Annotated in this window: 22 protein-coding genes and 3 pseudogenes; 6 read left to right on the top strand and 19 right to left on the bottom strand. The window is 37.5% G+C overall.

What is annotated here, in order from left to right; translation table 11 throughout:
* Window positions 1–204: 204 nt before the first annotated feature.
* The 15 genes and pseudogenes from B1B04_RS14080 to B1B04_RS14015 all read right to left on the bottom strand — a co-directional run bounded on the left by B1B04_RS14080 (window position 205) and on the right by B1B04_RS14015 (window position 19,423).
* Window positions 205–2,055: a dynamin family protein gene (locus B1B04_RS14080; RefSeq protein ID WP_079562079.1), complete on the bottom strand. Its 1,851-nt coding sequence runs from the start codon at window positions 2,053–2,055 to the stop codon at window positions 205–207.
* 231 nt (window positions 2,056–2,286) lie between these two features.
* Complete coding sequence (rbsK, locus tag B1B04_RS14075; protein ID WP_079562078.1) at window positions 2,287–3,168, bottom strand: ribokinase; 882 nt, start codon at window positions 3,166–3,168, stop codon at window positions 2,287–2,289.
* A gap of 299 nt (window positions 3,169–3,467) precedes the next feature.
* Complete coding sequence (locus B1B04_RS14070; protein ID WP_240518301.1) at window positions 3,468–4,646, bottom strand: MFS transporter; 1,179 nt, start codon at window positions 4,644–4,646, stop codon at window positions 3,468–3,470.
* Between the two features lie 50 nt (window positions 4,647–4,696).
* Window positions 4,697–5,863 (bottom strand): tetratricopeptide repeat protein, encoded by a 1,167-nt coding sequence (locus B1B04_RS14065; RefSeq protein ID WP_079562076.1) that lies wholly within the window; start codon window positions 5,861–5,863, stop codon window positions 4,697–4,699.
* A gap of 350 nt (window positions 5,864–6,213) precedes the next feature.
* The gene (leuD, locus tag B1B04_RS14060) at window positions 6,214–6,804 is read right to left on the bottom strand and encodes a 3-isopropylmalate dehydratase small subunit (RefSeq protein WP_079562075.1); all 591 of its coding nucleotides are present in this window, start codon (window positions 6,802–6,804) and stop codon (window positions 6,214–6,216) included.
* 30 nt (window positions 6,805–6,834) lie between these two features.
* The gene (gene leuC, locus B1B04_RS14055) at window positions 6,835–8,235 is read right to left on the bottom strand and encodes a 3-isopropylmalate dehydratase large subunit (protein WP_079562074.1); all 1,401 of its coding nucleotides are present in this window, start codon (window positions 8,233–8,235) and stop codon (window positions 6,835–6,837) included.
* Between the two features lie 184 nt (window positions 8,236–8,419).
* Window positions 8,420–8,803 (bottom strand): annotated as a pseudogene (locus tag B1B04_RS14050) (RNA-guided endonuclease InsQ/TnpB family protein); the annotation flags it as partial.
* Window positions 8,804–9,482: 679 nt separating this feature from the next.
* Window positions 9,483–10,583 (bottom strand): 3-isopropylmalate dehydrogenase, encoded by a 1,101-nt coding sequence (leuB, locus tag B1B04_RS14045; RefSeq protein ID WP_079562073.1) that lies wholly within the window; start codon window positions 10,581–10,583, stop codon window positions 9,483–9,485.
* 282 nt (window positions 10,584–10,865) lie between these two features.
* Window positions 10,866–11,006, bottom strand: a pseudogene (locus B1B04_RS25405) (hypothetical protein); the annotation flags it as partial.
* Window positions 11,007–11,037: 31 nt separating this feature from the next.
* A complete protein-coding gene (gene ilvC / locus B1B04_RS14040; RefSeq protein WP_079562072.1) occupies window positions 11,038–12,072 on the bottom strand; it encodes a ketol-acid reductoisomerase in 1,035 nt (344 codons plus the stop codon).
* 97 nt (window positions 12,073–12,169) lie between these two features.
* Window positions 12,170–12,685 carry an acetolactate synthase small subunit gene (gene ilvN, locus B1B04_RS14035; RefSeq protein WP_079562071.1) on the bottom strand — a complete coding sequence of 172 codons (516 nt, stop codon included), beginning with the start codon at window positions 12,683–12,685 and terminating at the stop codon, window positions 12,170–12,172.
* The gene (gene ilvB / locus B1B04_RS14030; RefSeq protein WP_079562070.1) at window positions 12,682–14,448 is read right to left on the bottom strand and encodes a biosynthetic-type acetolactate synthase large subunit; all 1,767 of its coding nucleotides are present in this window, start codon (window positions 14,446–14,448) and stop codon (window positions 12,682–12,684) included. Before ilvB ends, ilvN begins: the two co-directional genes overlap by 4 nt.
* Window positions 14,449–14,914: 466 nt before the next feature.
* The gene (gene ilvD, locus B1B04_RS14025) at window positions 14,915–16,585 is read right to left on the bottom strand and encodes a dihydroxy-acid dehydratase (protein ID WP_079562069.1); all 1,671 of its coding nucleotides are present in this window, start codon (window positions 16,583–16,585) and stop codon (window positions 14,915–14,917) included.
* 352 nt (window positions 16,586–16,937) lie between these two features.
* Entirely contained in the window at window positions 16,938–18,260 is a 1,323-nt protein-coding gene (locus tag B1B04_RS14020) for a D-arabinono-1,4-lactone oxidase (RefSeq protein ID WP_079562068.1), read from the bottom strand.
* Window positions 18,248–19,423 carry an amino acid deaminase/aldolase gene (locus tag B1B04_RS14015; RefSeq protein ID WP_079562067.1) on the bottom strand — a complete coding sequence of 392 codons (1,176 nt, stop codon included), beginning with the start codon at window positions 19,421–19,423 and terminating at the stop codon, window positions 18,248–18,250. The genes B1B04_RS14020 and B1B04_RS14015 overlap by 13 nt, the downstream gene beginning before the upstream one ends.
* 424 nt (window positions 19,424–19,847) lie before the next feature.
* On the opposite strand from B1B04_RS14015, the gene B1B04_RS14010 reads away from it, so the two are divergent.
* Together B1B04_RS14010 and B1B04_RS14005 are read left to right on the top strand one after the other, a co-directional pair.
* Window positions 19,848–20,393, top strand: a complete 546-nt coding sequence (locus tag B1B04_RS14010; RefSeq protein ID WP_079562066.1) for a cysteine hydrolase family protein — start codon at window positions 19,848–19,850, stop codon at window positions 20,391–20,393.
* 216 nt (window positions 20,394–20,609) lie between these two features.
* Window positions 20,610–20,867 (top strand): GlsB/YeaQ/YmgE family stress response membrane protein, encoded by a 258-nt coding sequence (locus B1B04_RS14005; RefSeq protein ID WP_079562065.1) that lies wholly within the window; start codon window positions 20,610–20,612, stop codon window positions 20,865–20,867.
* Between the two features lie 179 nt (window positions 20,868–21,046).
* Here the strand turns inward: B1B04_RS14005 and B1B04_RS14000 are convergent, their stop codons facing one another.
* Window positions 21,047–21,745, bottom strand: a complete 699-nt coding sequence (locus B1B04_RS14000; RefSeq protein ID WP_079562064.1) for a lytic transglycosylase domain-containing protein — start codon at window positions 21,743–21,745, stop codon at window positions 21,047–21,049.
* Between the two features lie 171 nt (window positions 21,746–21,916).
* Between B1B04_RS14000 and mscL the strand changes: the two genes are divergently transcribed.
* Window positions 21,917–22,306 (top strand): large conductance mechanosensitive channel protein MscL, encoded by a 390-nt coding sequence (gene mscL / locus B1B04_RS13995; RefSeq protein ID WP_079562063.1) that lies wholly within the window; start codon window positions 21,917–21,919, stop codon window positions 22,304–22,306.
* A gap of 79 nt (window positions 22,307–22,385) precedes the next feature.
* Here the strand turns inward: mscL and B1B04_RS25700 are convergent, their stop codons facing one another.
* Complete coding sequence (locus B1B04_RS25700) at window positions 22,386–22,547, bottom strand: Rossmann-fold NAD(P)-binding domain-containing protein (protein WP_170938984.1); 162 nt, start codon at window positions 22,545–22,547, stop codon at window positions 22,386–22,388.
* Between the two features lie 164 nt (window positions 22,548–22,711).
* The gene (locus tag B1B04_RS13990) at window positions 22,712–22,927 is read right to left on the bottom strand and encodes a Rossmann-fold NAD(P)-binding domain-containing protein (RefSeq protein ID WP_079562062.1); all 216 of its coding nucleotides are present in this window, start codon (window positions 22,925–22,927) and stop codon (window positions 22,712–22,714) included.
* A gap of 200 nt (window positions 22,928–23,127) precedes the next feature.
* Between B1B04_RS13990 and B1B04_RS13985 the strand changes: the two genes are divergently transcribed.
* Together B1B04_RS13985 and B1B04_RS13980 are read left to right on the top strand one after the other, a co-directional pair.
* Entirely contained in the window at window positions 23,128–24,243 is a 1,116-nt protein-coding gene (locus B1B04_RS13985; protein WP_079562061.1) for a methionine biosynthesis PLP-dependent protein, read from the top strand.
* Window positions 24,244–24,245: 2 nt separating this feature from the next.
* Window positions 24,246–25,409 carry an aminotransferase class I/II-fold pyridoxal phosphate-dependent enzyme gene (locus B1B04_RS13980; RefSeq protein WP_079562060.1) on the top strand — a complete coding sequence of 388 codons (1,164 nt, stop codon included), beginning with the start codon at window positions 24,246–24,248 and terminating at the stop codon, window positions 25,407–25,409.
* A gap of 63 nt (window positions 25,410–25,472) precedes the next feature.
* Here the strand turns inward: B1B04_RS13980 and B1B04_RS13975 are convergent, their stop codons facing one another.
* Window positions 25,473–25,901, bottom strand: a complete 429-nt coding sequence (locus B1B04_RS13975) for an NUDIX hydrolase (RefSeq protein WP_079562059.1) — start codon at window positions 25,899–25,901, stop codon at window positions 25,473–25,475.
* Between the two features lie 93 nt (window positions 25,902–25,994).
* Between B1B04_RS13975 and B1B04_RS13970 the strand changes: the two are divergent.
* Window positions 25,995–26,463, top strand: a pseudogene (locus B1B04_RS13970) (N-acetyltransferase family protein).
* Window positions 26,464–26,476: the final 13 nt, after the last annotated feature.

Here is a 26,476-nt window from a genome sequence, read left to right as displayed (position 1 = left end):
ATTACTTGTTGTTGATTTCCATTCCGACTGAGCGCTTTCCTGAGGACGTCCGATGTGCCCAAGGAGCCGTACAACCGCCACCCACTTTGTATACAAAGTATACGTCTTAATGTCATCCACAACTTTGGATGATGAGCCCCAAAAACGAAATACTAAAAAATGCTCTAAAAGTATAAATTACTTTTAGAACATTTCCTTTATTGTTTAATCTTCATACTGAATATCTAATTTTTTCGGAATTTCTGGTATATCGTTTGATTTTACATCTACTTCTGCTAAAGCTAACGGATAAAATGGATATTTCTTCTGAACATCGAAAGGAATTACAGCATTCTCCATTTTATTGTTCATCTGACTACGTGCAAGTAGGCCATTATTCGACAGATCAATGCTCATAATACTGTTAACCGTTTCTTTTAGCATTTCAATATCCTTTGCTTTAAGCGGCATTTGTTCGTCCATTAAAAACGGTTGAACATTGTCTTTAATATAGCCCTGCGCCTCCATTAAACAAGAAAATTCATTCAATTTATTTGCGTATAATTGTAATTGGGATTTTTCTTTTGAACGTTGTTGATTTAGCTCTAGTACTTTTTCCTCAATACGTGCTAAACGTATTTTCGTTAACTCCATAAGATAACTTTGTATGGAATGAATGGAATGAAGCATTAATTCCTCCGCTTCTTGCACTTTTTCATATTGCGCAATACAAGCCAATTGCTGCTCATTTAACTTGTTAACACGTTCCTTGAAAAATCCATTTTGTGTATGCTGACCAAAGATAGCCTTCATAAGACCTTTTCCGTGAATTTTTTTATGCTGCGCATCCAATCGATCATATTCACGTAAATATTCACTATGCATATTTCGATATTCTCGTAACATTTGTTGATACGATACAGCCTTTTCTGTAAAGCCTTCTACAATTTCATCCTGCAAATAATCAGTTTGTGAAATGATTTGTAAAAGTTGGTATAATGTTTGAACATTTTTAAATACATTGGCAACCTGTTCGTATTCTTGCTCATATTCGGTCACAATCGCTAAATCACGTTGATAGCGCGAAAATTCGTATTGTGTATCGCCTGTATACTTTTCAATGTTCTTAACAGCAGATTGGAATGGGTCTCTTTGTGGAATAACAGCTAATTCGAAGCGGAAGCGTTCAAGCCATTGCATGAAGCGAATTAAAATGCCATACGTTTTCTTATCACTATTTTCTGCAACTCGATGAATCTCTGAAATTAATTGCTCGTACTCACTTTTTTGCCAAAGCTCATCACTATTAATCTGTTTAGCTTCAATTGCTTCTCTTGCAGAGATCGCAACAAAATCACTTATTAAATGACCAAATCGTTCTCTCTCAGCATCAATAAACGCCTTCGTATTTTCATTTGAATCTATGGCATTAATGACACAAAGAGGCTCAACACCTTTGTTTTTTAACGTTTCCATTAATAATATTTCTGGATAAATAGCCATCGAACCTGAACGCAGCACCCAAAATATTTCGTCCACACGGTTCATCAATGCTTCTGGGAAGTAGGCCATTTCTCCTCCCCCTGCTTCCAATGAAACAGAATCAATAATTGTCACTGATTTTAATAAATCATTTTTTAAATATACTTCTAGATAATCTAAATGTTCTCGTAGTATTTGAGAGGCGAACGTATCGCCAGTCGTCAATAATTCTAGCTTACTCATATCGAATACGGCTATAACACCATCTAAAAAGTACGCCTTTATTTCCTCATGTTCACCGTATCGCAAGAATGTATTTACCCCAGTTGGATGCTGCTCACTAACAGGCAAAACTTGACGCCCTAGTAATCCATTTACCAATGTTGTTTTTCCGACACGCTCTTTCCCAACAATAAGAATCATTGTTTCGTTGTCAGCATCTTGAATGATACGATTTAAGTGTTTAGCTGTATCTTTTACATATGTATTTTGTACAATAATGCCATGTAATTGTCGCAAATGATCAACAAGCTGTGGCAAAATATTATTCGCTGAGGCTGTATATTCGATCGGCACATTATCAATATCTGTCATCCTCAATACCTCTTTTCTATGTATCTAAAGTTATTATAAATGAAAAGATTCCTTTATTAATACATAGTACTAAGAATTAACGATAAAAAAGGACAATATACTTAAATACAGCCGTCACAAATAGGTAAAAAATCTTATTCTACAAAACCTTCTATCGCAGATATTATTCCTCATTCAGACTAAAAGAAATAATAATTATAAGTATTTATTTGTAGTGAGTTGATCTTCTCTTTATTCTTCCACTCCAGCCATACGTGCATAAACTGCTCCAAGTGTTGGCATACCACCTTGTGCGCCGAATTTCTCCACTGATAATGAAGCAGCAATATTTGCAAAATACACTGCCTGATCTAATGATTGCCCTTCAACTAAAGCATAAGCGAGTGCACCGTTAAACGTATCACCTGCTCCTGTTGTATCCACCGCTCTCGTCATATAACCCGGAACATGAATAGGATATTCACCATCAAAATAGCGAGCGCCATCACTACCTAGCGTCATAATCATTTTATTAGGATATTTTTCTAAAACCTGCTCTATATTATCTCCAAAAATTTCGACACACTCCGTTTCATTCGGTGTGATATAAGTAATATCCTCCATCCATTGCACATCAAAATTTGTGGCTGGTGCTGGATTTAATAAAACAGGTACATTTGCTTCTTTACAAAGTTTTATTGCATACGCGGTCGTTTCCCTTGGAATTTCTAGCTGCATAATGACCATCTGACTTTTTTGTATGACTTCTTTCGCTGCCTCTATATGTGCAGGCTTTAATTCATAATTAGCGCCAGGCACTACAATGATACGGTTATCATTATTATAGAGTAAAATATTAGCAATCCCAGTAGGTGCCGATACACTTGTAATAGCTTCAGTTTGAACATGCTCTTGTTGTAAAACAGTGCGCAATGTTTCACCAAAACTATCGGAGCCCACACAGCCGATCATTGTGACTTCACTTCCAAGACGTGCTGCAGCTATTGCCTGATTAGCCCCTTTTCCCCCTGGAATCGTTTGAAAATCTTTACCGAGGATCGTTTCTCCCTGCTTTGGAAAAATCCCCATTTGTACAACTAAATCCATATTTATACTACCGATAACTGTAATCATTTTTATACCCTGCCTTCCATCTTATTTTTTCATTTTAACTGAGAAATCCGTAGAATGACAGGGCATACCATTAGGAAATTATGGAGTACTAATCTTCTTATAGATGTTCACCAATTGAGCACAAGCTTCAATTTAAAGTTTTCCCAATAAACCTTTCCTTGACTCCAATTCAATTTTTCTATCACAATCTTCACAAGAAAATTTGCCTTCCATATTTTGTTTATACAGTCTATATTTCTTTGATCCTTCTACAACCTCAAATGTTTTCTTACAAAAAATACAACGCAGCGAATAGCTAATCATACTATTTCCTCCTTTAAGCCGATATAGTTTTTTTGAGAATATAGAACAAAATATAATGAAATCGAAAATAAAATACTAATAATACCGAAAATAATTGCAGTCATTTGAAGCGTAAATAATTCTGCAAACAGTCCTAATAATAAGGTTAAGGAGATTTGCAAAATATTTTGAAATATATTCGCAAAACTACCGAATCTACCCATTATTTCAGGCGGTACATTTTGCTGATAAAATGTTTCATAACCAGAATTACTAAATGCCATAAAAAATCCTAGAAAAACTAAACTTACAAATGCCAAAATACTTGATGTCGAGGCATAAAAGGCAGTGTAAAATAGCATTGTCAGAAACAAACCAAAAGCTATATATGATCGAGTGGACCATTTTTTGGCGAAGCTTGCGGCAACTATCCCACCGAAAATCGCTCCTGCTCCTGCACTACTCACAAAGGCCCCATATAAGCTATCAGATAAAGCTAAATCTTGCTTGATAAATGTGGCTTCTTGAGAATCTAACGCAAATGCAATCATTAATGCACTTTGAAAGAGTAAATATATCGTTATAAATAATAAATTTTGTCGAATGAAAGCTAGTACAGCTAGATAGTCACTTTTTAATAGTTGCCACGTAATACGTTGCCGTGAAATTTCCTTCATATCATCTACATCTGGTAAAAAGGAGATGATCAAAGCACAAACCAAAAATGTAAAGCTATTGAACCAAATCGTCACTGTTGTATTAAAAAGAATGATGAGGAGCCCTGCTAGTGCTGGACCTATTAAAAACGAGCCTGAATTGAACGTGCCAAGTATTGCGTTAAAACGTTGTCTATCTTTCGAAGGAACAAACTTTGTAATATAATATGTACTACTAGGTCCAAAGAAACTACTTGCTATATTCGCAATAAATAACAGCGTATAGATGAGCCAAATAGATTCCAGAAACGGCATACAAAAAACAATCAAGCCTCTGATAATATCCGTTGTAATCATCAACTTGCGTTTATTCATACGATCAATGAAAGAACCAGCTACCAAACTTGTTAAAACTCTTGCAACTGGTCCGACAATAAAGATTCCAGCCATCGCTGCCGGCGATGGTGTTAAATGCCAGACAAATAAATTGAGCGCTACAAGGTAAATCCAGTCCCCTAATTTAGAAAAACCTAAGCCCACAATTAACAAGCTGTATTTTCGAATGAGTTTTATGCTATTCCCCCCTTATGTTAACTACTCATTATTATTCGAACCTTTTCACTTGCCATAAATGCTCTTTCATAACAATTACTTGCTTGTTCATATGTAAGAAGAGTTCTATAAAGTTCAGCAAATAATGGTGCATAAAACAAAATTAAAGAATAATATTTTTGTTGTTCAAAATAACATAATGTTTTTTCTTCTAATGCTTTTAATGACAATTGTTCAATTTTCTCGTTAGAAATAAAACTAAGTACTTCAAATTGATATTTTTCATGCCTCTTTTGAAAAGATAAATCTTTAAAACATTCAATCATTTGCTTCATCTTTTCAAGGTTATTATGACGATATAAAGTTCGAATATAATTTACAACAGTAAGTGACTGACATTCAAAAATTAAAGATTTTTCATAATTCTCGATGGCTTGTTCAAATAATTCCTGGCATTCGTAGCAATAACCTAAATTATTATAAATAGAACTCATTTGATTTGGTGTTTGTAAATCTACAACATGTTCAACTAAATCTAAACTAGCTTCATATTCTTTAATTGCTTTTTCAAATTGATATAGTGAATTTAAAATAACTGCATTCATTAAATATAAATTCAATTGAAATAATGGTGCGTAATAATGTGTAAATACATTACTCGCAGCTTCAATATAATTAAGTGCTTCCTGATTTTGATATTCTCGGTTATAAGCAAACGCTAAATTATATAAACAATAGGCATACTCGAAGCTTTTTCCATTTTTATAATATTGCTCGACATCAAACTGTTGATTCATGTTAATTAGTTCTGCATATTGTTCAGTTTTTAAATAATAATTACCGATTGTTAAAATATACATTTGCGTGATGCGATTGGATTCCCAATCAATAAACGGCATAATTTTTTCTAAAAGCTTTTCGGCTTCCATCATCTTGTTGTCAAAAAGGAAATAACAACAAAGTACAATTGCATATTTTAGTTGTATTTCATCTATATACTCAGTTTTTGGATATGCAATAATCTTCTCATATTCTTTTGAAGTTAATGGTCGATGAAGAATGATTTTCTCCCAAATCAGCTCCGACTGTTCATTTATCTGTTCTTGGTTTTCGGTATGTTGATGTAAATCAATATTTAATCGTTGTAGTAACAATTCATAAATTGCTTTATCAGCAACCACTAGACCATTTTCAATACGACTCAAATACGAAGATGTACATATACCTATTGCCAGATCATCTTGTTTAATCTGCTGTTTTTATCGTTGATGTTTAATTAACTGCCCTATATTTCTAAAAAAGCTATCATTCATTTCCCCTCCTCTAATTTTATTTTATCAAAATATTGCATCAATTTATTGTGTAATTTTACTAAAAATAAACATTCGAATATTTAATATTTGAAACATATACACAAGAATATCGGTACTGGAGGGGAAGTGATATTTTCTTGGCCTCTTAATGTTTGTCCTTCGAATCATAATTCCTTTTCTCAGCATTAAAAAAACTGAAGACAACTAGTATGTCTTCAGTCTAAAACTCATCGCTACATCAATTAAAAAGCAATACGTTTTGCTTCATAAGCAGCGATTTGTTCTTCGTATTTAAAGGTAAGAGCAATCTCATCCCAACCATTCAGCAATGTTTCCTTATAGTAAGGATCGATGTTAAATTTATAAACTACACCATCTTCACCCGTTACTGTTTGTGCTTCCAGATTGACTTCCATCGCGTATGGTTTTTCTAAGCCTTTTGTTAAAATTTCATCACACTCTGCTTCAGTTAATTTGATTGGTAATATCCCATTTTTGAAGCAGTTATTATGGAAAATATCTGCGAATGATGGTGCAATCACTACATTGAAGCCGTAATCTAAGATTGCCCACGGTGCATGTTCACGAGAAGAACCACAGCCGAAGTTATCTTGTGCTACTAAAATCTTAGAGTTTTTGAATTCAGGTTTGTTTAACACAAAGTCTTTTATTTCATTACCCTCTGCGTCGAAGCGCCAATGGTAAAATAAATACTGTCCAAACCCTGTACGCTCAATACGCTTTAAAAACTCTTTCGAAATAATTTGGTCTGTATCGACATTTTTACGATCAAGTGGTGTTATCACACTTTTTACGATATTAATTGGTTCCATTTGCAATCATCCCTTCCGTGTAAATGGAATTTACACAGTTTTCTTTACGAATTCACGAACATCCACAAAATGACCAGCAATTGCTGCCGCTGCTGCCATTGGCGGTGAAACTAAGTGTGTACGAGAACCCGCTCCCTGGCGTCCTTCAAAGTTGCGGTTTGATGTTGATGCACATCGTTCACCAGCTGGTACTACATCATCATTCATCGCCAGACACATAGAGCAACCTGTCTCACGCCATTCAAATCCAGCATCTGTAAAGACTTTATCTAATCCTTCTGCTTCTGCTTGTTGTTTCGTCGAATAGGAGCCAGGTACAACAATCGCTGTTACATTTTCATGCACCTTACGTCCTTTGATGACATCTGCTGCTGCACGTAAATCACTAATGCGTGAATTTGTGCAGGAACCGATAAATACGTGTTGAATATCGATTGATATTAATGGTTGACCTTCCTCTAAGCCCATATAAGAAAGTGCTTTTCGAAGAGCAGCTTTATCTGATTCATCCTCATAATCTGTTTGTGTTGGAACATGACTTGACACACCTGAACCCATTGACGGATTCGTTCCCCAAGTAATGATTGGCTCTATGTCTTCTGCTTGAATGATTCGAACTGTATCATATGTCGCATCTTCATCGGATGCTAAGCTTAACCAATAATTTGCCGCTTCCTCAAAGTTTTCTCCTTGAGGTGCATGTTTACGTCCACGGATATAATCAACAGTCGTTTCGTCAGGAGAAATTAACCCTGCCTTTGCACCCGCCTCAATCGACATGTTACAAATTGTCATCCGTTCTTCCATAGAAAGTTTGTGGATAGCCTCTCCAGTGAATTCCACAATATGTCCTGTGCCTACACCGATACCGAATTTAGAAATAATCGCTAGAATAATATCTTTTGCAGCTACGCCTACAGGGAGCTCACCTTCAACACGAATTTCCATTGTTTTTGGCTTGTTTTGCCATAGGGTTTGTGTTGACAATACATGCTCTACCTCAGATGTACCAATACCGAAGGCAATCGCTCCGAACGCTCCATGTGTAGACGTATGAGAGTCCCCACAAACAATCGTTTTGCCAGGTTGAGTTAAACCTAGCTCAGGTCCAATTACGTGAACAATACCTTGGTCTGGGTGCCCCATTCCTGCAAGCTCGACGCCAAATTCTTCAGCGTTTTTAGCTAACGTCTCAATTTGATTACGTGCAATTGGATCATGAATCGTCGGTAGATTTTTTGTAGGCACGTTATGATCCATTGTCGCAAAGCTTAAATCTGTACGACGCACTTGACGTCCGTTCAAACGTAAACCTTCAAAAGCTTGCGGAGAAGTGACTTCATGAATTAAATGGAGATCTATATATAACAGGTCCGGTTTGCCCTCTTCCTGATAAACGACGTGTTTATCCGATACGAAAAATATATACATCTCTTAAGAAATGTTAACACCTCTACAGTGACACAACTTATATCTTCCGAATTTCGTTTTGTGTCTTCCTTATTCTACGAGTCTGGTTTCGCCGAAGCTATTACCATTTAATATGACTCTCCAAAGGCTTAAATTCCGCAGTATCGTTGCGTACACATCTAAGACTTAGTTTCAGTTAAGCTCCTTAGATTGAATAATTTGCTAAGTTAATGCTTGCGTTCAAATCTCTATCCAGTTTTAATCCGCAAGAGCAGATAAATAATCTGTCTTTCAGTCTCAAACCGGATTTGATTTGTCCACAACTAGAACAAGTTTTTGATGAAGGAAACCATCTGTCGGCTTCAACAAATTCAACTCCATATTTTTCACATTTGTATTGAATTTGCCGTTTGAATTCATATAACTTCTGCTCGGCTACCGCCTTCGCCAGATGTTTATTTTTCATCAACCCTTTTACATTTAAATGTTCCATAACAATACGAGATGGTTTGGTTTTCACAATCTCATTAGAACATTGATGTAAATGATTTGTTCGGATGTCATGAAGTCGCTTATATAAATTACGGATTACAACATTTACACCAACATGTTTCGCAAATTTCCCAATGGACATTAATTCCATGCATACCACCTCTCTTTCACTAGGGTTTTACCCTATTTAGAGAGGTTGTTAACATTTTTATAGTTGTATATATTTTTCTTGTTCACACGAAGGCGCAACCCTTCATGCAGTCTTTCTCTCACGAGTAGACCTCTTAAGCTTTCACATAAGCGCAGACTATATCTTCATCTTATCTTCTAATAAGAGCCACATTTTTCTTCCGCCATTCGCTTGCGGTTTTACTCTCCCTCAAGGAGATAGTCGTTGAACGTCTTCCTTGTCTCAGTAGAGATTTAGGACTTTCGCTGCTAAACATCCATTGCCAAAGCACTTAGCGCCACCGTTTTCCATTGTCACGATGATCCTTTACGGACACTGAGTGATTTTTTTCAGCTTATGCCATCCTTGTTGTTTTTTCTGCTTTCGCACCGTTACGTCTGCCGTTTCCAGCTCCGCTTTGGTCACAAGGCTTTAGGAGTTAAAAGCAATTAACGTGGAGTTCGCACCAATCGCTTGATACGAAGGGTATTCTATTATAAATCTATGCTTCTATACAGGTTTGTATAGTTTTGTCTAAATTTATTGTAACAGTTTAGTTACCCAAATCTTTTCAATTATATTTTTTCCCATTATCTTCACTCATTTCTTAAATGTATGTTGTCATAATGCTTTCTGAAACAAAGCTTGTATCTATTTCGTTAATTACTTTATCTGTCCATTCATTTGTCGACATTATACGAGCGCCGTCACGTGCAAGATCTGCAGTGAAATAACCATCATCAAATACTGCACTTACAGCACGTTCAATTTCTGCTGCTTCTTCTTTTAAGCCAAATGAATATTGTAGCATCATAGCAACTGAAAGAATTGTTGCTGCTGGGTTAGCGACACCTTGACCTGCAATTTCTGGTGCTGAGCCATGTACTGGTTCATATAGACCAAAATTATCTCCGCGAATGGACGCAGAAGGTAGTACGCCTAAAGAGCCTGTAATAACAGATGCTTCATCACTTAAAATATCTCCAAACATATTTTCAGTAACTACCACATCATATTGACTAGGATTTGTAATTAATTTCATAGCAACTGAGTCAACTAAATTATGCTCTACATGCACATCTGGATAATCCTTTTTCTTCGCTTCTACTACTTCGCGCCATAAACGACTTGTTTCAAGTACATTTGCTTTATCAACAGAGCATAATTTGCCTCCACGTAAACGTGCTAATTCAAAGGCATTTTCAACGATACGCTCAACTTCTGCAGTTGAGTAAACCGTTGTATCAATCGCGCCATTTTCAGTACGCATACGTGGTTCCCCGAAGTATACGCCGCCTGTTAATTCACGTACAATTATTAAATCGACATTTTCAGCTACTTCACGCTTTAATGGGGAAGCATCTAGTAAACTCGGGAACGCCTTTACTGGACGAAGATTTGCGAATAAGTCAAAATGTTTGCGAATACGTAGCAAACCTTTTTCTGGACGTAATTCAGGTGGGTTGTTATCCCATTTCGGACCACCTACCGCTCCAAGTAAAACTGCATCACTGTTTTCGCACATCTCAATTGTTTCATCTGGTAGTGGATTATTGTGTTGGTCGATGGCAGCGCCTCCGATTGTTGCATAACCTAAATGGAATGTATGGTTGAATCGCTTACCAATCACCTGTAATACACGTACAGCAGAAGCAACAACCTCTGGCCCAATTCCGTCACCAGGAAGTACTGTAATTTTTTTCTCCATCGTCAAAACACCTTTCTTTGTATAGCGTTGACTACGCTATTTTAGTAAGACTCCCACCTATTTTAATAGGTGAGGTCATCAATATTACGACTACACGTTATTGGCATAATTGCGTTTGGAATGTGCATTATGCTGATTCCATACACTACCATCAAAACCTGCGATATTTACACAGAAGCTTGAAGATCGATTAACTTACAGGCTGTGCACGAAGGCTTTGTATCAAATGACGGTTAATGGCATTTAAATAAGCTTTTGCCGATTGCTTCCCAAATTTGTGCCGATATCTTTTTGTACACAGCAGGCTAATCCTGGTACGGTAGAGTTTTTCACTGTTCCTGCAATACGATGTACCGCATCAAAGTCACCGGGTGACGAAGCAGGAAAACCTGCTTCAATAATTGTCACTCCTAGGTGCTTCAGTTACTTGGCTATTTGTGTTGTATCGAAAATATTAATGTTTCGCACTTGTAGCCACTTCTCTCACAACTTTTTCTTTACCTTCATTGATGAATGGCATCATAGCACGTAGTTTAGCCCCAACTTCTTCGATTTGGTGATTTGCACCAGCTTCTTTGAATTTTGTATAGTCTGGACGACCGTTTTCGTTTTCTTGAATCCAGCGACGAGCGAATGTACCATCTTGGATATCCGTTAAAACATCTTTCATACGAGCTTTTACGGAGTCGTCGATAATACGTGGTCCTGCAACATAGTCACCCCACTCAGCTGTATCTGATACTGAGTAACGCATTGTTGCCATACCACCTTCAAACATTAGGTCAACAATTAATTTTAGTTCGTGAAGTGTTTCAAAGTAAGCTAACTCTGGTTGGTAGCCTGCCTCTACTAATGTTTCAAAACCTGCTCTTACTAATTGTGTAGCACCACCGCAAAGTACTGCTTGCTCACCGAATAAATCAGTTTCAGTTTCTTCTTTGAATGATGTTTCAAGTAAACCGCCACGAGCTGCACCGATTCCTTTACCGTAAGCTAGAGCTAAATCTTTTGCTTGACCAGTTGCATCTTGATGGATTGCGAATAATCCTGGTACACCAGCACCTTCTTGGAACTGACGACGAACTAAGTGTCCCGGACCTTTCGGTGCAACTAAGAATACGTCCACATCTGCTGGTGGTGTAATTTGACCGAAGTGAATGTTGAAGCCATGTGCAAACATAAGTGCTTTACCTGCTTCAAGATGTGGAGCGATTTCAGCCTCATATACGGCTTTTTGACGCTCATCCGGAAGTAAAATTTGGATAACATCTGCTTCTTGCGCTGCTTCAGCAACAGTCTTTACATCTACTCCATCCGCCTTTGCTGCATCGAAAGATCCGCCTGGACGAACTCCTACTACTACATCGAATCCTGATTCTTTAAGATTTAAGGCATGTGCATGACCTTGTGAACCGTAACCGATGATTGCGATTTTCTTCCCTTTTAATACTTCCTCGTTGATGTTTTGATCATAATACATAGTAGCCATTGTTGTTTCCTCCTAATTTTTGTTTTGTTTTTTTAAACTTCGGATGCCAGTAAACCACTAAGGGCTATGTATCCAAAGCTTTCATTTTATATGCAAACTATTTTAAAATAGAGAGCTGCGAATTTGAGATTTTTTGTGTTTCACGAACAGATGCAGTAGCCCCTGTACGCGTTAATTCTTTAATACCATAAGGTCGAATAAGTTCAATAAAAGCATCAATCTTATCTGGATCTCCTACAACTTGATAGGTGACAACATTTTTCGCTGTATCAATAATTTGTGGACGGAATGGTTCAACAATTGAATTCATTTCCAGTCGTAAATTTGGTGGTGAAATTACCTTTACAAGCGCTAACTCACGTAGCACGATTGATTTATCTGTTATGTCATTGACCTTTAACACATCAATTTGCTTTGATAATTGCTTCACTAGCTGTTCAATTTTACGCTCATCCTCTACGTTTACAACAAAGGTCATTTTCGAAAAGTTTGGCTGTTCAGTATGACCAACTGTGATTGATTCAATATTGAATTGACGCTTCATAAGTAAACCTGTTACACGGTTTAAAACACCGCTTTGGTTAATCACTGTTACTGTAATTACTCGTTTCAATTCTTTTTCACCCCAATCATTTCATGTAAGCCTTTGCCTGGTGCTACCATTGGGTATACACATTGAAGTTGTTTTACACGACAATCAATTAACGCCGGCTCATCAGAAAGTAGTGCCTCGCGGAAAATACTTTCAGCTTCATCTATTGTGTTAATTCGATAGCCCTTCAAATTATATGCATCAGCTAATTTAACAAAATCTGGTTGAATCGGCATAAGTGAAGATGAATAGCGCTCCTCATAAAATGTTTCTTGCCATTGGCGAACCATTCCTAAACAGCTGTTATTTATAATCACAATTTTTACCGGTAAGTTGAATTCTTGCAGGATAGAAAGCTCTTGCGCAGTCATTTGGAATCCTGCATCACCTACAATGGAAACAACTTTTTTGTCTGGCTTCGCAAACTGGGCGCCAATTGCAGCTGGGAAGCCGAAGCCCATCGTACCAAGTCCACCAGACGTTACCCATCCATGATCATTGTTTAATCGATAATATTGTGCAGCCCACATTTGATGCTGACCAACATCTGTCGTGACAATTGCATCACCTTCAGTAATTTTATGCACAAGCTCTAATGCTTCCTGCGGTAATACTTCTTTGTCCCCCGGCTCCTTGCTGTACCATAATGGATATTCCTTTGTATGATTATTTAAGAATGTTAACCATTCTGCTGTATCCGGACCATCGAAGTCTTTTTTCAATAATCCTTTTAAAGCTTCTTTAGCATCTGCAACGATTGGAATGTCTGCCGGCACGTTTTTTCCAATTTCCGCTGGATCAATATCGATGTGTATGATTGTCGCATTTGGAGCAAATGTCGCCAAATTACCAGTTAAACGGTCATCAAAGCGAGCTCCGATATTCAACAATAAGTCTGATTTTGTAATAGCTGTATTCGCTGTTACAGTTCCATGCATTCCTGCCATACCGATGAATAATTCATGCTCTCCATGGATTGAACCAAGTCCCAGTAAAGTGTTTGCTACTGGAATTTCGTATTTTTCAGCGAATGCTGTTAACTCTTCTTTGGCATCTGCAAAAAGAACACCAGCTCCAGCTAAAATAACTGGTTTTATGGCCAATGAAATCGCCTGTATAGCCTTTTGAATTTGTAAATAATTTGGTTTGTACGTTGGCTGATAACCTGGTAAATATATTTCTTCCGGAGCCTGTGGTGGTGTCTCTACATCAAATAGCATTTGAGATACGTTTTTCGGAAAATCAACTACAACAGGACCCTTTCGACCAGTACTTGCAATATGGAATGCCTCTTTAACAATACGCGGGATATCATTAACATCCTGCACCTGATAATTGTGCTTCGTAATTGGTGTCGTAATCCCCATAATATCCGCTTCTTGGAAAGCATCTGTACCAATTACAGCCGTTGAAACTTGACCTGTGAAAACAACTAATGGAATAGAATCAATCATCGCATCGGCAATACCAGTTACTAAGTTCGTTGCCCCTGGTCCACTAGTTGCAATAACAACACCAGGTTTATTGGAAACTCGTGCATAACCTTCCGCAGCATGAATTGCACCTTGTTCATGTCTAGTTAAAATATGACGAATCGGATTTTTATAAATGGCATCATAAATTGGTAGTACCGCTCCACCTGGGTAACCAAAAATAATTTCAACACCTTGCTCATGGAGTGCCTGAACTAATACGTCGGCACCATCTTTCGCTTGATAGGTTTGTTCAGCTTTTGCTGATGTTGCTAATTCTTCTTTTTCATTGATAGAAACATTCGTACTCATCAAATATGCCTCCTTCTTATCATTCAATTTCACATCAGTAATGCGCATCATTGAAGTGTTACTAGCTGGTTCTCTCCTTGAAAAGAGATGACAGACTCTTTCAAACGTCGTTTAAAAAAATAAAAAGCCCTTTTCTCCACACGCAAAGAACTACCTTGCGTAGGGATGAAAAAGACTTTCCATGGTACCACCCTTTTTTATAGCAAATAATTGCTACCTCGCGAATAAATGTAACTATTTATGCACCCATGCGAAATCACTCGCATCCAAGACGATGTCATAAATCATTTATTCATTAATAACGAGCACTTTCGATTATGCCCGGAGCTATCTAATTGCGTACACGCGTTTAATAGCTCACTCCGAGGGGATGTCGGATCTAGTTGTATCGCCGGCTTCCAGCACGACCGGCTCTCTGGTAAATACAAGGCTCTAGAACCTTTAACCTCATCAACGTTTTAACTTTTTAAATTTTCATAACGCCACCTGTAGAGGCGCTTGTTACTAATTTTGAATATCTTGCTAGCCAACCACGCTTAATTTTCGGCTCAAATACCGGTAATTTTGCACGGCGCTCCGCTAATACTTCATCTGAAACTTCTAAATTGATCGTACGATTTGGTAGATCAATTGTGATCACATCGCCATTCTCTACTAAAGCGATAGGACCGCCTTCTGCTGCCTCTGGTGAAATATGTCCGATTGAAATACCGCGAGATGCACCAGAGAAGCGTCCATCCGTAATTAACGCAACCTTTGTACCAAGACCGCGACCTTGAATTGCAGAGGTTGGTGCTAGCATTTCAGGCATCCCAGGGCCACCTTTTGGTCCTTCGTAGCGAATGACGACTACATGACCCTCTTTTACAGTTCCGTTATCAATATTTTCCTGTGCAGCATCTTGTGAATCAAAGATGATTGCTTCACCTTTGAATACTTTGATAGAAGGGTCTACAGCTCCTACTTTAATAACTGAACCGTCTGGCGCGATATTACCAAATAAAACCGATAAACCACCAACTGGGCTATAAGGATTATCTTTCGTACGAATTACTTCATCATTTGTAATATGATAATCCTTTACAAGTTCGCCCATTGTCACTCCTGCAACTGTTGGTCGATCTGGGTGAATAGCACCTGGAATAGATACTAATTCATTAATAATGGCACTAACGCCACCCGCTTTATTTATATCATCCATTGAAATATCTGAAGCAGGCATAATTTTCGCTAGATACGGAACACGCTCTGCTACTTTATTAATATCTTCAATGTTATAATCGATTTCAGCTTCATTGGCGATTGCTAATGTATGGAGGACTGTATTTGTCGAACCACCCATCGCCATATCAAGTGCAAATGCATCATCAATTGCTTCTTTAGTAATAATGTCTCGAGGCTTGATGTCCTCTTTGATCATATGGACTAATTGTTTAGCAGCTTCTTTAATAAGCTTATGGCGCTCATCAGAAGTAGCTAGGATTGTTCCATTACCAGGTAAAGCTACTCCTAGCATTTCCATTAAGCAGTTCATAGAGTTTGCAGTAAACATTCCTGAACATGAACCACATGTTGGGCATGCATTGTTTTCAATATCTAACAGCTCTTCAGATGACATTTTGCCTGATTTAAGAGCTCCTACACCTTCAAAAACTGAAGTTAATGAAAGTTGCTTGCCAGTAGCAGAAGTACCTGCCTCCATTGGACCACCAGATACGAAAATTGATGGTACGTTAGTACGAACTGCTGCCATTAACATCCCCGGTGTAATTTTGTCACAGTTAGGAATATAAAATACGCCATCAAACCAGTGTGCATTAATAACTGTTTCAGCAGAGTCTGCGATAATTTCACGGCTTGGTAACGAGTAACGCATACCAATGTGCCCCATTGCAATACCATCATCTACACCGATTGTGTTAAATTCGAATGGAATTCCACCCGCTTCAATAATGGCCTCTTTGACAACATCAGCAAATGTACGTAAATGAACGTGACCTGGTATAATGTCGATATAAGAATTACAAACCCCGATAAATGGCTTGCCTAAATCTTTCGCTTTTACTTTGCCTGTTGCATATAAAAGACTTCGATGTGGCGCACGATCTACGCCTACTTTAATCATGTCACTTCTCATTTTAAACGCCCCTCATTTATTGCTATGTTCGTTGCTATATACGAAATGTTCTGTCTATTTTATTTTTGCGTATATGTTAATCGCCTAAGGCAACTAATTGATGTAACGAACTTGTTAAATTGTTGTTATCATAGTACGAAAAAAAGGTCTCGTCAACAGTATTTTTTGAATTATCTAAACAATTTAAATAATACACAAAATTTGAAATCGTTTTCATGCTGACTAATTGTCGTTTTTATCTCGCTTCCGTGAATATTTTGACATTTCGTTCAAATTTTAATTTTTTTAATAATCTTTTAACACTTTTGCTTAATCTATCAAAAGAGATGAACTGCAATTAAAGAAATAGCGCTTATAATGTAAATAATTTTCTTAAGTACCCTGTCAAAAACACATTATCAGGATCACATTGACTTCGAATGGCTAAAAATTTTTCAACATCCGGGTATAGCTCGTATACATAATTAGCAGCTAAATGATTTAGTTTGCCCCAATGTGGTCGCCCCTTATATTTCTTCATCATCGTATGGACCCATTCAAAATAAGGCCCTTCCTGCATTCCTTTATACATATGAAAGGCAATAAACGCTGATTCTTGACCTTGGGTAGGACTTAAAAAACCTGCTTCACCTGCTGTTGTACGACATTCTAACGGAAAATGCACATTAAAAATTCCACTTTTAAAAGTTGCATGGATCTCCTCCATACATGACTCAAATTGCATTAATGGAATAGCATATTCACTTTCTTGAAACTTTACGCTACGTGGAGACGGATAAATTTCATAGCTTATCCCCATTTTCTCCCCTTCTACAACATTTGCTGCAGCTAACTTACTCATAGCACCACTAAACGATGGTTTCCATTTACAAAGTTCTGACATAGCAAAAAAAGCACCGTTCTCTACTATTTGAAGTTTCAATGTTTCAATTCTTTTACTCCATTCACTCTGATAAACAGGCTCTATAGCGTTCATACGCTTTACTTGAATTGTTTCACTACTAGGGAAATAAAACCACTCAACATGTCGATGCAGTCGAATATCTTCAGCAAATTTCGCCAGCCCATTTGCTAAAGTATCTCTTGTGCTTACATAATGTAAACTGTAAAGAGGGATTACTTTGATCGTCACTTTCACAAGCACACCAAGCATCCCTAATGAAACATGTAAAGCTTCAGATAAATCATCCATTCCTCTCATATGTTCCCTATAAGTACCTGTACCATCTACAAAACCCCACTTTATTACAGCTGAGGATAACGAGCCGAGTGTTACACCAGTTCCATGGGTCCCTGTTGACACTGCTCCTGCAATCGTTTGCTCTTGAATATCGCCCATATTTATTAGAGCAAAGCCATGCTTCGCAAGTAATGGGCCTATTTCATATAAATATGTTCCGGCCCAAAGAGTCGCTTCTTGTTTCTCCTCATTCACCGCTATAAGCCCACGCATATTATGTAAAGACAATGCTATATGCTCAGGCATCGCAACAGCACTAAAGGAGTGAGCTGCACCTGTGACACGAATCGTTTTTCCAAATTCACGTGCATGCCCCACGATATTTGTAACCTCTTCAATCGATCGTGGTAAGTACATCTCAGATGGATAAGAGATTACATTACCTGCCCAGTTTGTCCACTTCTCACCATTTTTCCACTTATCTATAGAAAACACTGTCCATCCCCCCTATAGGTTGTATAAGCTCCTACATACTTGTCTCCTCTAACTCCATGTAGTTCTTGAAATCTTTCGCAAAGTTCTCCAGCCTTCGCGTGCCGGAAATAAAGCGTGTCCCCTACATGAACATTTTTATGTTTTACCTTAACGGGTGTCTGAACTTCTCCTGCGCCTTCTAGGTTAAGATATGAAAAAAAGGTTGGGTCATAGAATACCGGTAAGCGATCAGCACTAATTGCCCCTGACGCCGTATAGCCTCCGCCGTGACAAACAACAATATTTTTTTCTGGCTTTCTTGTGACACTTAAAGCAAATCCAGCTGCCTTTTCCAGCTGTAAATGCGAAAATTGATCGAATAAAGCAGGTGCATAAAATGCAGAGCCAACCGTAATTTCTGTTACCTCCTTTTGTTGTGCTGTGTATGCCATACTTCCTGAACCGCCACCATTTACTAAGTGCAAGCTTGGAAAATATGCTTTTATATGTGCAATGGCTAATCTACGAAACTGAGTAACTTGCTTTTTAGCTTGCAATTGCATAGCTTCAATAAATTTTCCTTTCACAGCATTAGCTGGACGATTACCAACTCCTGCAATTTGAGCCTCGTAGCCCATCGCTCCAACTACTTCAATAAAAGCTTGATTTTTAATATATTCGAGGAATGGTGTTAGTGTCTCAAGTGAATGGAGCGAAGAGCGTTTTGTACCAAAATAAAGCATCTTAAAATCAGTGGATACATTAATATCAATACATACTCGCACACGAACGCCAAGCTCTCGCCCTAGTTCCGCCAAAAATCGGACATGTTCCCATCTATCGACCATAAAAGTGACAGTTTTTTCTGCTTTTACGAAGTGCAATAACTGACGTACAGCAGCCTCTTCCATCACCGGATATCCGAGCAGTAAATCATCAAAATGCTGTTGAAGTAAAAATATTGTTTCTGACGCAGTAAATGTCATAAATCCCTTCACATTGGGGAGATTATTTTGTATATAGCGTAATATCTCGATAGAACGAATCGATTTCGTAGCAATACGTATATTTTTCTGTCCACAGGAGTCATGAACAGTCGCTATATTGTGATCCAGTGCATCAAAGTCCAACCAAGCAAAAGGGCGCTCTAGCTCATGGAACGCTCGATCAAATCTAATGGTCATCCTACCCCTCCTTTGTTTGTATTTTGTCTTTGACATTTACCGTAGAAATTCCATTTAATTCTATGAGAACAAATAAAAAACAACCGTGGACATGTAATAAAATATGCCTTCACGGTTGTTTTAATAATGGACAAGCATTTAACTCACCTTTCTATTTTTTAAGAGATTACGAGGAGAATATAAAATCCGCTGCTAAATTTAATAACACTAGCAGATGCAAGCCTGCAATAAGAAATCCTTGGCGATTTAAACGTTTCATAGCTGTCATATTCATATAGACCACTCTCCTTTTTTCACATTATACGCTCAGAAAAATCAATTTTCAAACTATTCGTAATATTAAATTTGATTCATTTTTCTGACAAACAGGCCCAAATATGGCATGATAATAAGTGAAATTATACCTATAAGGAGTGTGAAAAGGTTGAAAAAGGCTTTATTAGTAATTGATTATACGTATGATTTTGTCGCTTCTGATGGAAAACTAACATGTGGAGAGCCCGGTCAAGCATTAGATCAAAAAATTTCTTCTTTAATTCAACAATTTATTGCTGAAAAAGAATTTGTTGTTTTTGCGAATGATTTACATGAGGAAGATGACCCATTCCACCCTGAAACCAAACTCTTTCCTCCTCATAATATTCGTGGCTCTAAAGGACGCCATTTATACGGGCAAGTTGGTGAACTGTATAACCTTCACAAAGATAAAGTGATGTGGCTCGATAAAACGCGTTATAGCGCATTTGCCGGAACCAATTTATCGATTTTATTGAATGAGCGAGGGATTAAAGAAATTCATTTAGTTGGTGTTTGTACTGATATTTGTATTTTACACACTGCGGTTGATGCTTATAATTTGGGCATTTCAACGATCATTTATGCAGATGGTGTTGCAAGTTTTGATGCTGCAGGTCATGAATGGGCATTGCGTCATTTTGAATATACATTAGGTACAACTGTTATTAAGTAATCCATTTCGCGTTAGCGTAATTGTAGTTTCTTCGCTACAGAAAACACTTACAAATGTTTTTTGCACAAAAATGAGGTATCAGCATAAGCTAAATAGAGATAAAACCTTCTTGTGAATTTGTAATAATTACTAAAGAAGCGAGGCGCGTTTAATATACTCCATTCAGGGCATAACTAAGCAATCGCCATTATATCTTAGTTTAAGGAGATGAAAAAAATGATTAGCTTCATTTGGTATTTAATCATCGGCGGAGTTTTAGGTTGGTTAGCTGGCGTAATTTTAGGTAAAGATGTACCTGGCGGCATTATTGGAAATATTGTTGCAGGGGTTGTCGGTTCGTGGATCGGTAGTATGGTTCTTGGCAACTGGGGTTGGCGAGTTAGTAATTTTTACGTATTCCCAGCATTAATTGGTGCTGTCGTGCTGATCTTCATCGTAAGCCTTATTTTAAAAGGTATGCGTAAAGCAACCTAAATATGTAATAAAGAGCCATCATTTTTGATGGCTCTTTACTTGTTGTAAAAAAACATTTCGGAGGTAAATGTTGTGGTTGATTGGAGTGGAGACTGCACGACTCCTTGGGGATCAGCAATAGAGGAACGGAAATCAACCATTCATTTTGCCGAAAGAATAAAGCCATTATATACGAGCAGTTACTTTTCTTTATATAGGACTACTTCTTTAAGCTCATCATGATAATCATTATACAAATTGAAATAATGTAACACCTTATCAACATATTCCTCACTGTGATTGTATGTATAGACCGCCTGCTGAATATGACCATCTGCTGCACCATTTTTCGATAAATAATTCGCGGCACTAAATATAGCGTCCTCAATATCATAAGGATCTGCTATACCATCTCCATTTGCATCTACTCCGTATCCACCATATTTTTGAATGATTTCTGGATTCATTAATTCAGACTTCGAAATATCCCCTTTCCCTAACCCCGAGCAGGATGAATGTTTCCAGCCGACAAATGTACAAGGCATAAATTGCAAATGCCCTTCTGCACCAGCTGATGAAACGAGCGATTTCATAGTAGAGAAGCGTGTTTCAATTCTATGATGGGCGGCCAGCAACGTCCAAGGCACACCGTATTTCTCTTCCGCTGCTACATAGATGGGAATATATTTCTCAGGAATGTTCAGATCGAAATTTTGTTGAATTTCTTCTAGTTCTTTTTGCTTTGCTAATTTTTCAAATATAGTTAATGTTTGTAGCTCCTTCCATGCAAAAAAGGCGAAAACACAAACAGTTATCGCAATTGGTATTAGTAAAGCTATCATGCCTAATTGAACGGAAGGCGATAGCTTCGGTTGTTTTTTCTTCTTTTTATTCGCCATATGTCACACCTAATCTCTCTAATACTATTTCTATTTTACCAAAATTACCGTTATATGTAGTAGATTTTTCCGAATATATTTACCACTATTTTAGTAGTTGAAAAGATAGGGAAAAATATAGTAAAATATAATTCGATTAATTTTATGGATAATTATAGGGAGGAATTTGTTTTGTGGAAAGACTTTAAAGAGTTTGCTATGAAAGGCAATATTGTCGATCTAGCAGTGGCAGTAGTAATCGGTGGTGCTTTCGGTAAAATTGTTACCTCCTTAGTTGAAAATATCATTATGCCATTAGTCGGTATCTTAACTGGTGGTATTGATTTAACAAAAAGCTTTAAGTATGGTTCAGGTGAAGCTCAAATTCAGTTAGGCGTATTTTTACAGTCGATTCTTGACTTTTTAATTATCGCCTTTGCAATTTTCATGGCATTACGAATTATGACCAAACTATCTCGCAAAAAAGAAGAGGCTGTTGTGGAAGAGCCAGCACCAGAATTAGATTCTAAAGAAGAGCTTCTAAAAGAAATTCGAGATTTATTAAAAAAAGAACAAGCTTAAACCATATTCAAAAAAATCTGCCCATTACCACGGATAAGCCGAGGTAATGGGCAGATTCTTTTTTATTGAAGAGATTTATTTATGGACGCAAACTCCATGGTTCAAATACGCCCACATGTTTTTCCGGTATTTCTTGTTTTATTGCATCAATAATTCCTTTTGCAATTTCACTATTTGTTAGCCATCTTGAAGAGTTGTTCTTTTCTATGACAAATCCAAGTTTCACTTCTCGATAAACCATGGTAAATAACTTTTTATACCGTCATTTTTTATGAAAGAGCTACTGCCTTTTATATGGTATAAAATCTTATTTTTTGTAGTAGGAATTGCTTCTAAAAGTGACTCCCACACTCTTTTATCAGAGCCATGAATCCAAGCAATAATACAATCAAAAGATCCATTATTTTACTGAGACTCTGTTAAGGCCAATTTAAAGCGATTGTAATTCGTATAATCAACTAATATAGCTGACAATTTCGAACCATTTTTATTTTCATCTATCAAATTTTGCATTTTCTTTTGTTGTCTCCCGATAACGGTTACATGATTACCTTGCTGTATAAGCCATAAAGAAACATCCTTTAGCATTCCTGTCCCACCTATCACTAACCATTTTTTCATTTTATTTTCCTCCCTCACTTATCTCCTACTATTCCTAGATGATTAAATTTAAATAATCTCTCTAATTTTCTGAAATCATCTTGTTCTTCTTTAGTATACATGTTAAATTGGTAACTATTATTGAGAATATTGGGACAAGAAGTTCTAATCTTTTAGATATTTTGACTCCCCATTATTATGATGAAGAAAAGAGTGACGACATGACAAACAGCAGAAGTATTGAAACAAAACTTGTACAACTTGGCAATTTAAGTGATCCGTTAACAGGTGCTGTTAACCCACCAATCCATTTATCGACAGCTTACAAACATACAGGTATCGGTGAATCCACTGGTTTTGATTACACACGAACAAAAAATCCAACTCGTGCCCTATTAGAAGCCGGAATTGCGGATTTAGAGGGCGGAGATATGGGCTTTGCCTGTAGCTCTGGTATGGCGGCGATTCAATTAGTTTTATCATTGTTTAAGCCTGGTGATGAATTAGTGGTGCCTGATGATTTATATGGTGGTACATATCGACTTTTTAATTTCTTTGAAGAAACATATAATATTAAGCCTGTCTACTCAAAATTCGAATCGGTTGAACAGGTAGAAGCATTAATCACCGACAATACGCGTGCCCTATTTATTGAAACGCCGACAAATCCGCTTATGCAGGAATTTGATTTGCAATTATATGCAGAATTAGCTCACAAGCATGGGGCATGGTTAATTGTCGATAACACGTTCTATACACCTTATTTCCAACGTCCAATCGAATTAGGTGCAGACATTGTCATTCATTCAGCAACTAAATATATTGGCGGTCATAATGATGTGTTAGCTGGTTTAGTTGTCGCTAAGGGCGCTGAATTAGCAGAACGCATTGGCTTTATTCACAATGGTAGCGGTATGGTATTAGGTCCGATGGATTCCTGGTTACTTATTCGTGGATTAAAAACATTGCATCTTCGATTAAAGCAACACGATGCAAACGCAAAAGCAATTGCTGCCTATTTAGAAGAAGAAGAGCTTGTAACAGACGTGCTCTACACAGGAAAAGGTGGTATGCTTTCATTCCGTTTGAAAAAGGCCGAGTGGATAGATCCATTCCTTCGAAACTTGAAATTAATTACATTCGCTGAAAGTCTTGGTGGTGTTGAAAGTTTTATTACATATCCTGCTACTCAAACACATGCGGATATGCCTTATGAAGAGCGCATTGAACGTGGTGTTTGTGACCGATTACTCCGCTTCTCTATTGGCGTTGAAGAAGCTGAAGATTTAATTGCGGATTTAAAACAAGTATTCGATACCCTTAGAAAAGAGGCTTAATGATGAAACAGCATATTGAAACAAGCTTAATTCACGCTGGTGTTCGTGACGGTTATGAAAATAAAAAAGGTGCAGTCAATGTACCTATGTATTTATCATCTACTTTCCATCAGGAGCGTATCGATGAATTCGGCGAATATGATTATGCACGTTCTGGCAACCCTACGCGGGATGCATTAGAAAAAGCAGTAGCAGAGCTTGAAGGTGGGGTCAGAGCTCATGCATATTCTTCTGGAATTGCCGCAGTATCTGCAGCATTAATGCTATTATCACAGGGTGATCATATAGTCATTACAGAGGATGTTTATGGAGGAACATACCGCTTCGTCTCAAAAGTCTTACCACGCTTCGGTATTTCACATACTTTCGTCGACTTCACAGATTTAGCGGCGATAGAAGCAGCCATTACACCAGCTACAAAGCTACTCTATATGGAAACACCGTCGAATCCAACACTTGGCATCACAGATATTCGTGGAGTAGTAACACTTGCCAAGCAGCATAACTGCTTAACGTTTTTAGACAATACCTTTATGACACCTTTACACCAACGTCCACTTGAACTAGGTGTTGACGTTGTTATTCATAGTGCTACAAAGTTTTTATCTGGGCATTCCGATATTATTGCAGGATTAACAGTCACTGCTGATGAAAAGATCGGTCAGGATCTTTACTTTATCCAAAATTCATTCGGCAATATATTAGGTGTACAGGACTGCTTTACTTTATTGCAAAACATGAAAACAACAGATGTGCGTTTTAGTCGATCTACTCAATCGGCACAAAAGATTGCGGAGTTTTTAGACACAAATGCACTCGTCGAGCAAGTATACTACCCTGGGCTTGCATCACATCCTGGTTATGAAATTCATCAAAATCAGTCAACTAGTACAGGTGCAGTATTATCCTTCCGCCTACCAAACTATGAAGCCGCAAAAGTACTTGTAGAAGCGATGAAAATTCCAGTGTTCGCTGTCTCTCTAGGTGGCGTAGAATCGATTTTATCCTACCCTGCTAAAATGAGTCATGCAGCAATGGAGCCTGAGGAACGTGCAAAACGTGGTATTACTGATGGTTTATTACGTTTCTCAGTAGGGCTTGAGCATGTTGACGATCTGATTGCAGATTTCGCTCAAGCATTAGAGGTTGCCGCAAAGACAATATAATAGAACAAACGCGTTTCCTAAATTCGGAAACGCGTTTTATTTATTATGGACCTTCTAGATGATTCAATTGTTCACACGAGCTAGTACTCGATATAAATAATCTCCATGTCCCTTTGCTAGTGTTACTTCTTGTTCATCTGATATCCAGTAAAATGAAAATTCTAAGTCTGCCTCGTTTACACCTGTCGGACAATGCCTCCATGAATCTCTTTTTTCATTTGCCGTTAAATGATAAAAATAGCGCTTTTGTAATACCCCTGAATGATGATTAAAATAATCTTGGGCAATTAACCCCTTCACTACTAAATAGTTTAACCCCGTCTCCTCAAACATCTCCCGTGTTACTGCTTCTAGCGGTGTTTCCCCTTCCTCTACCGTGCCTTTCGGAATTTGAATCCCTGCTCCTGCTATATTTTGCTCAAATACTAGCACTTGTAACTGACCCTCATGCTCTCTCGTAATATAGCCAAATGCTTTTTCAATAACTTGCATGAAGTCATCCCCCTTCTCGTGATTTACGTTACAATAAATAGAAAAATTGGAATTGTAGGTGAAAAAGTATTGAGTTCAATTATTATACGACATATGCAAAAGAATGACATCATTTCTGTGCAAGAAATTGCCAAAAAGAGTTGGCACCAAACATATGAAGGAATTATCCCTCATGAGGTTCAAGATCGTTTTTTACAAGCCGCTTATAGTAGAGACCGATTGCAAGGTCGTTTGGAAAAAAGTTTATTCTTAGTTGCTATAATTGGAGAAACGATTGTAGGCTTTGCCAATTTTTCAAATGTTGTAAATGGAGAGGCAGAACTGTTCTCAATATATTTACTTCCTGAAACTCAGGGCAAAGGAATTGGTACAGCTCTATTACAGGAAGGGATCAAAATGCTTCCAGATTTAACATCCCTTTTAGTATGTGTAGAAAAGGAAAATACGATTGGTATGAACTTTTACGAGGTTAAGGGCTTTTAAAAAAATAGAGGAATTTGACGAGTTATTTGATGGACACTTCTTGAAAACAGTTAAACTTTGCTTAACTCTTACTGCTTAGTGCAACGGAGTTA

The sequence above is a fragment of the Lysinibacillus sp. KCTC 33748 genome, assembly GCF_002237755.1.
In the GTDB taxonomy this organism is placed as follows: domain Bacteria; phylum Bacillota; class Bacilli; order Bacillales_A; family Planococcaceae; genus Lysinibacillus.
This window is presented reverse-complemented; position numbering and strand designations above follow the sequence as displayed.

Coding starts and splice junctions, on each gene's coding strand:
- B1B04_RS14080 (WP_079562079.1), bottom strand. CDS start 2,055: ATGACAGATATTGATAATGTGCCGATCGAATATACAGCCTCAGCGAAT.
- rbsK (WP_079562078.1), bottom strand. CDS start 3,168: ATGATTACAGTTATCGGTAGTATAAATATGGATTTAGTTGTACAAATG.
- leuD (WP_079562075.1), bottom strand. CDS start 6,804: ATGGAACCAATTAATATCGTAAAAAGTGTGATAACACCACTTGATCGT.
- leuC (WP_079562074.1), bottom strand. CDS start 8,235: ATGTATATATTTTTCGTATCGGATAAACACGTCGTTTATCAGGAAGAG.
- leuB (WP_079562073.1), bottom strand. CDS start 10,583: ATGGAGAAAAAAATTACAGTACTTCCTGGTGACGGAATTGGGCCAGAG.
- ilvC (WP_079562072.1), bottom strand. CDS start 12,072: ATGGCTACTATGTATTATGATCAAAACATCAACGAGGAAGTATTAAAA.
- ilvB (WP_079562070.1), bottom strand. CDS start 14,448: ATGAGTACGAATGTTTCTATCAATGAAAAAGAAGAATTAGCAACATCA.
- ilvD (WP_079562069.1), bottom strand. CDS start 16,585: ATGAGAAGTGACATGATTAAAGTAGGCGTAGATCGTGCGCCACATCGA.
- B1B04_RS14015 (WP_079562067.1), bottom strand. CDS start 19,423: ATGACCATTAGATTTGATCGAGCGTTCCATGAGCTAGAGCGCCCTTTT.
- B1B04_RS14005 (WP_079562065.1), top strand. CDS start 20,610: ATGATTAGCTTCATTTGGTATTTAATCATCGGCGGAGTTTTAGGTTGG.
- B1B04_RS14000 (WP_079562064.1), bottom strand. CDS start 21,745: ATGGCGAATAAAAAGAAGAAAAAACAACCGAAGCTATCGCCTTCCGTT.
- B1B04_RS25700 (WP_170938984.1), bottom strand. CDS start 22,547: ATGGTTTATCGAGAAGTGAAACTTGGATTTGTCATAGAAAAGAACAAC.
- B1B04_RS13990 (WP_079562062.1), bottom strand. CDS start 22,927: ATGAAAAAATGGTTAGTGATAGGTGGGACAGGAATGCTAAAGGATGTT.
- B1B04_RS13985 (WP_079562061.1), top strand. CDS start 23,128: ATGACAAACAGCAGAAGTATTGAAACAAAACTTGTACAACTTGGCAAT.
- B1B04_RS13980 (WP_079562060.1), top strand. CDS start 24,246: ATGAAACAGCATATTGAAACAAGCTTAATTCACGCTGGTGTTCGTGAC.
- B1B04_RS13975 (WP_079562059.1), bottom strand. CDS start 25,901: ATGCAAGTTATTGAAAAAGCATTTGGCTATATTACGAGAGAGCATGAG.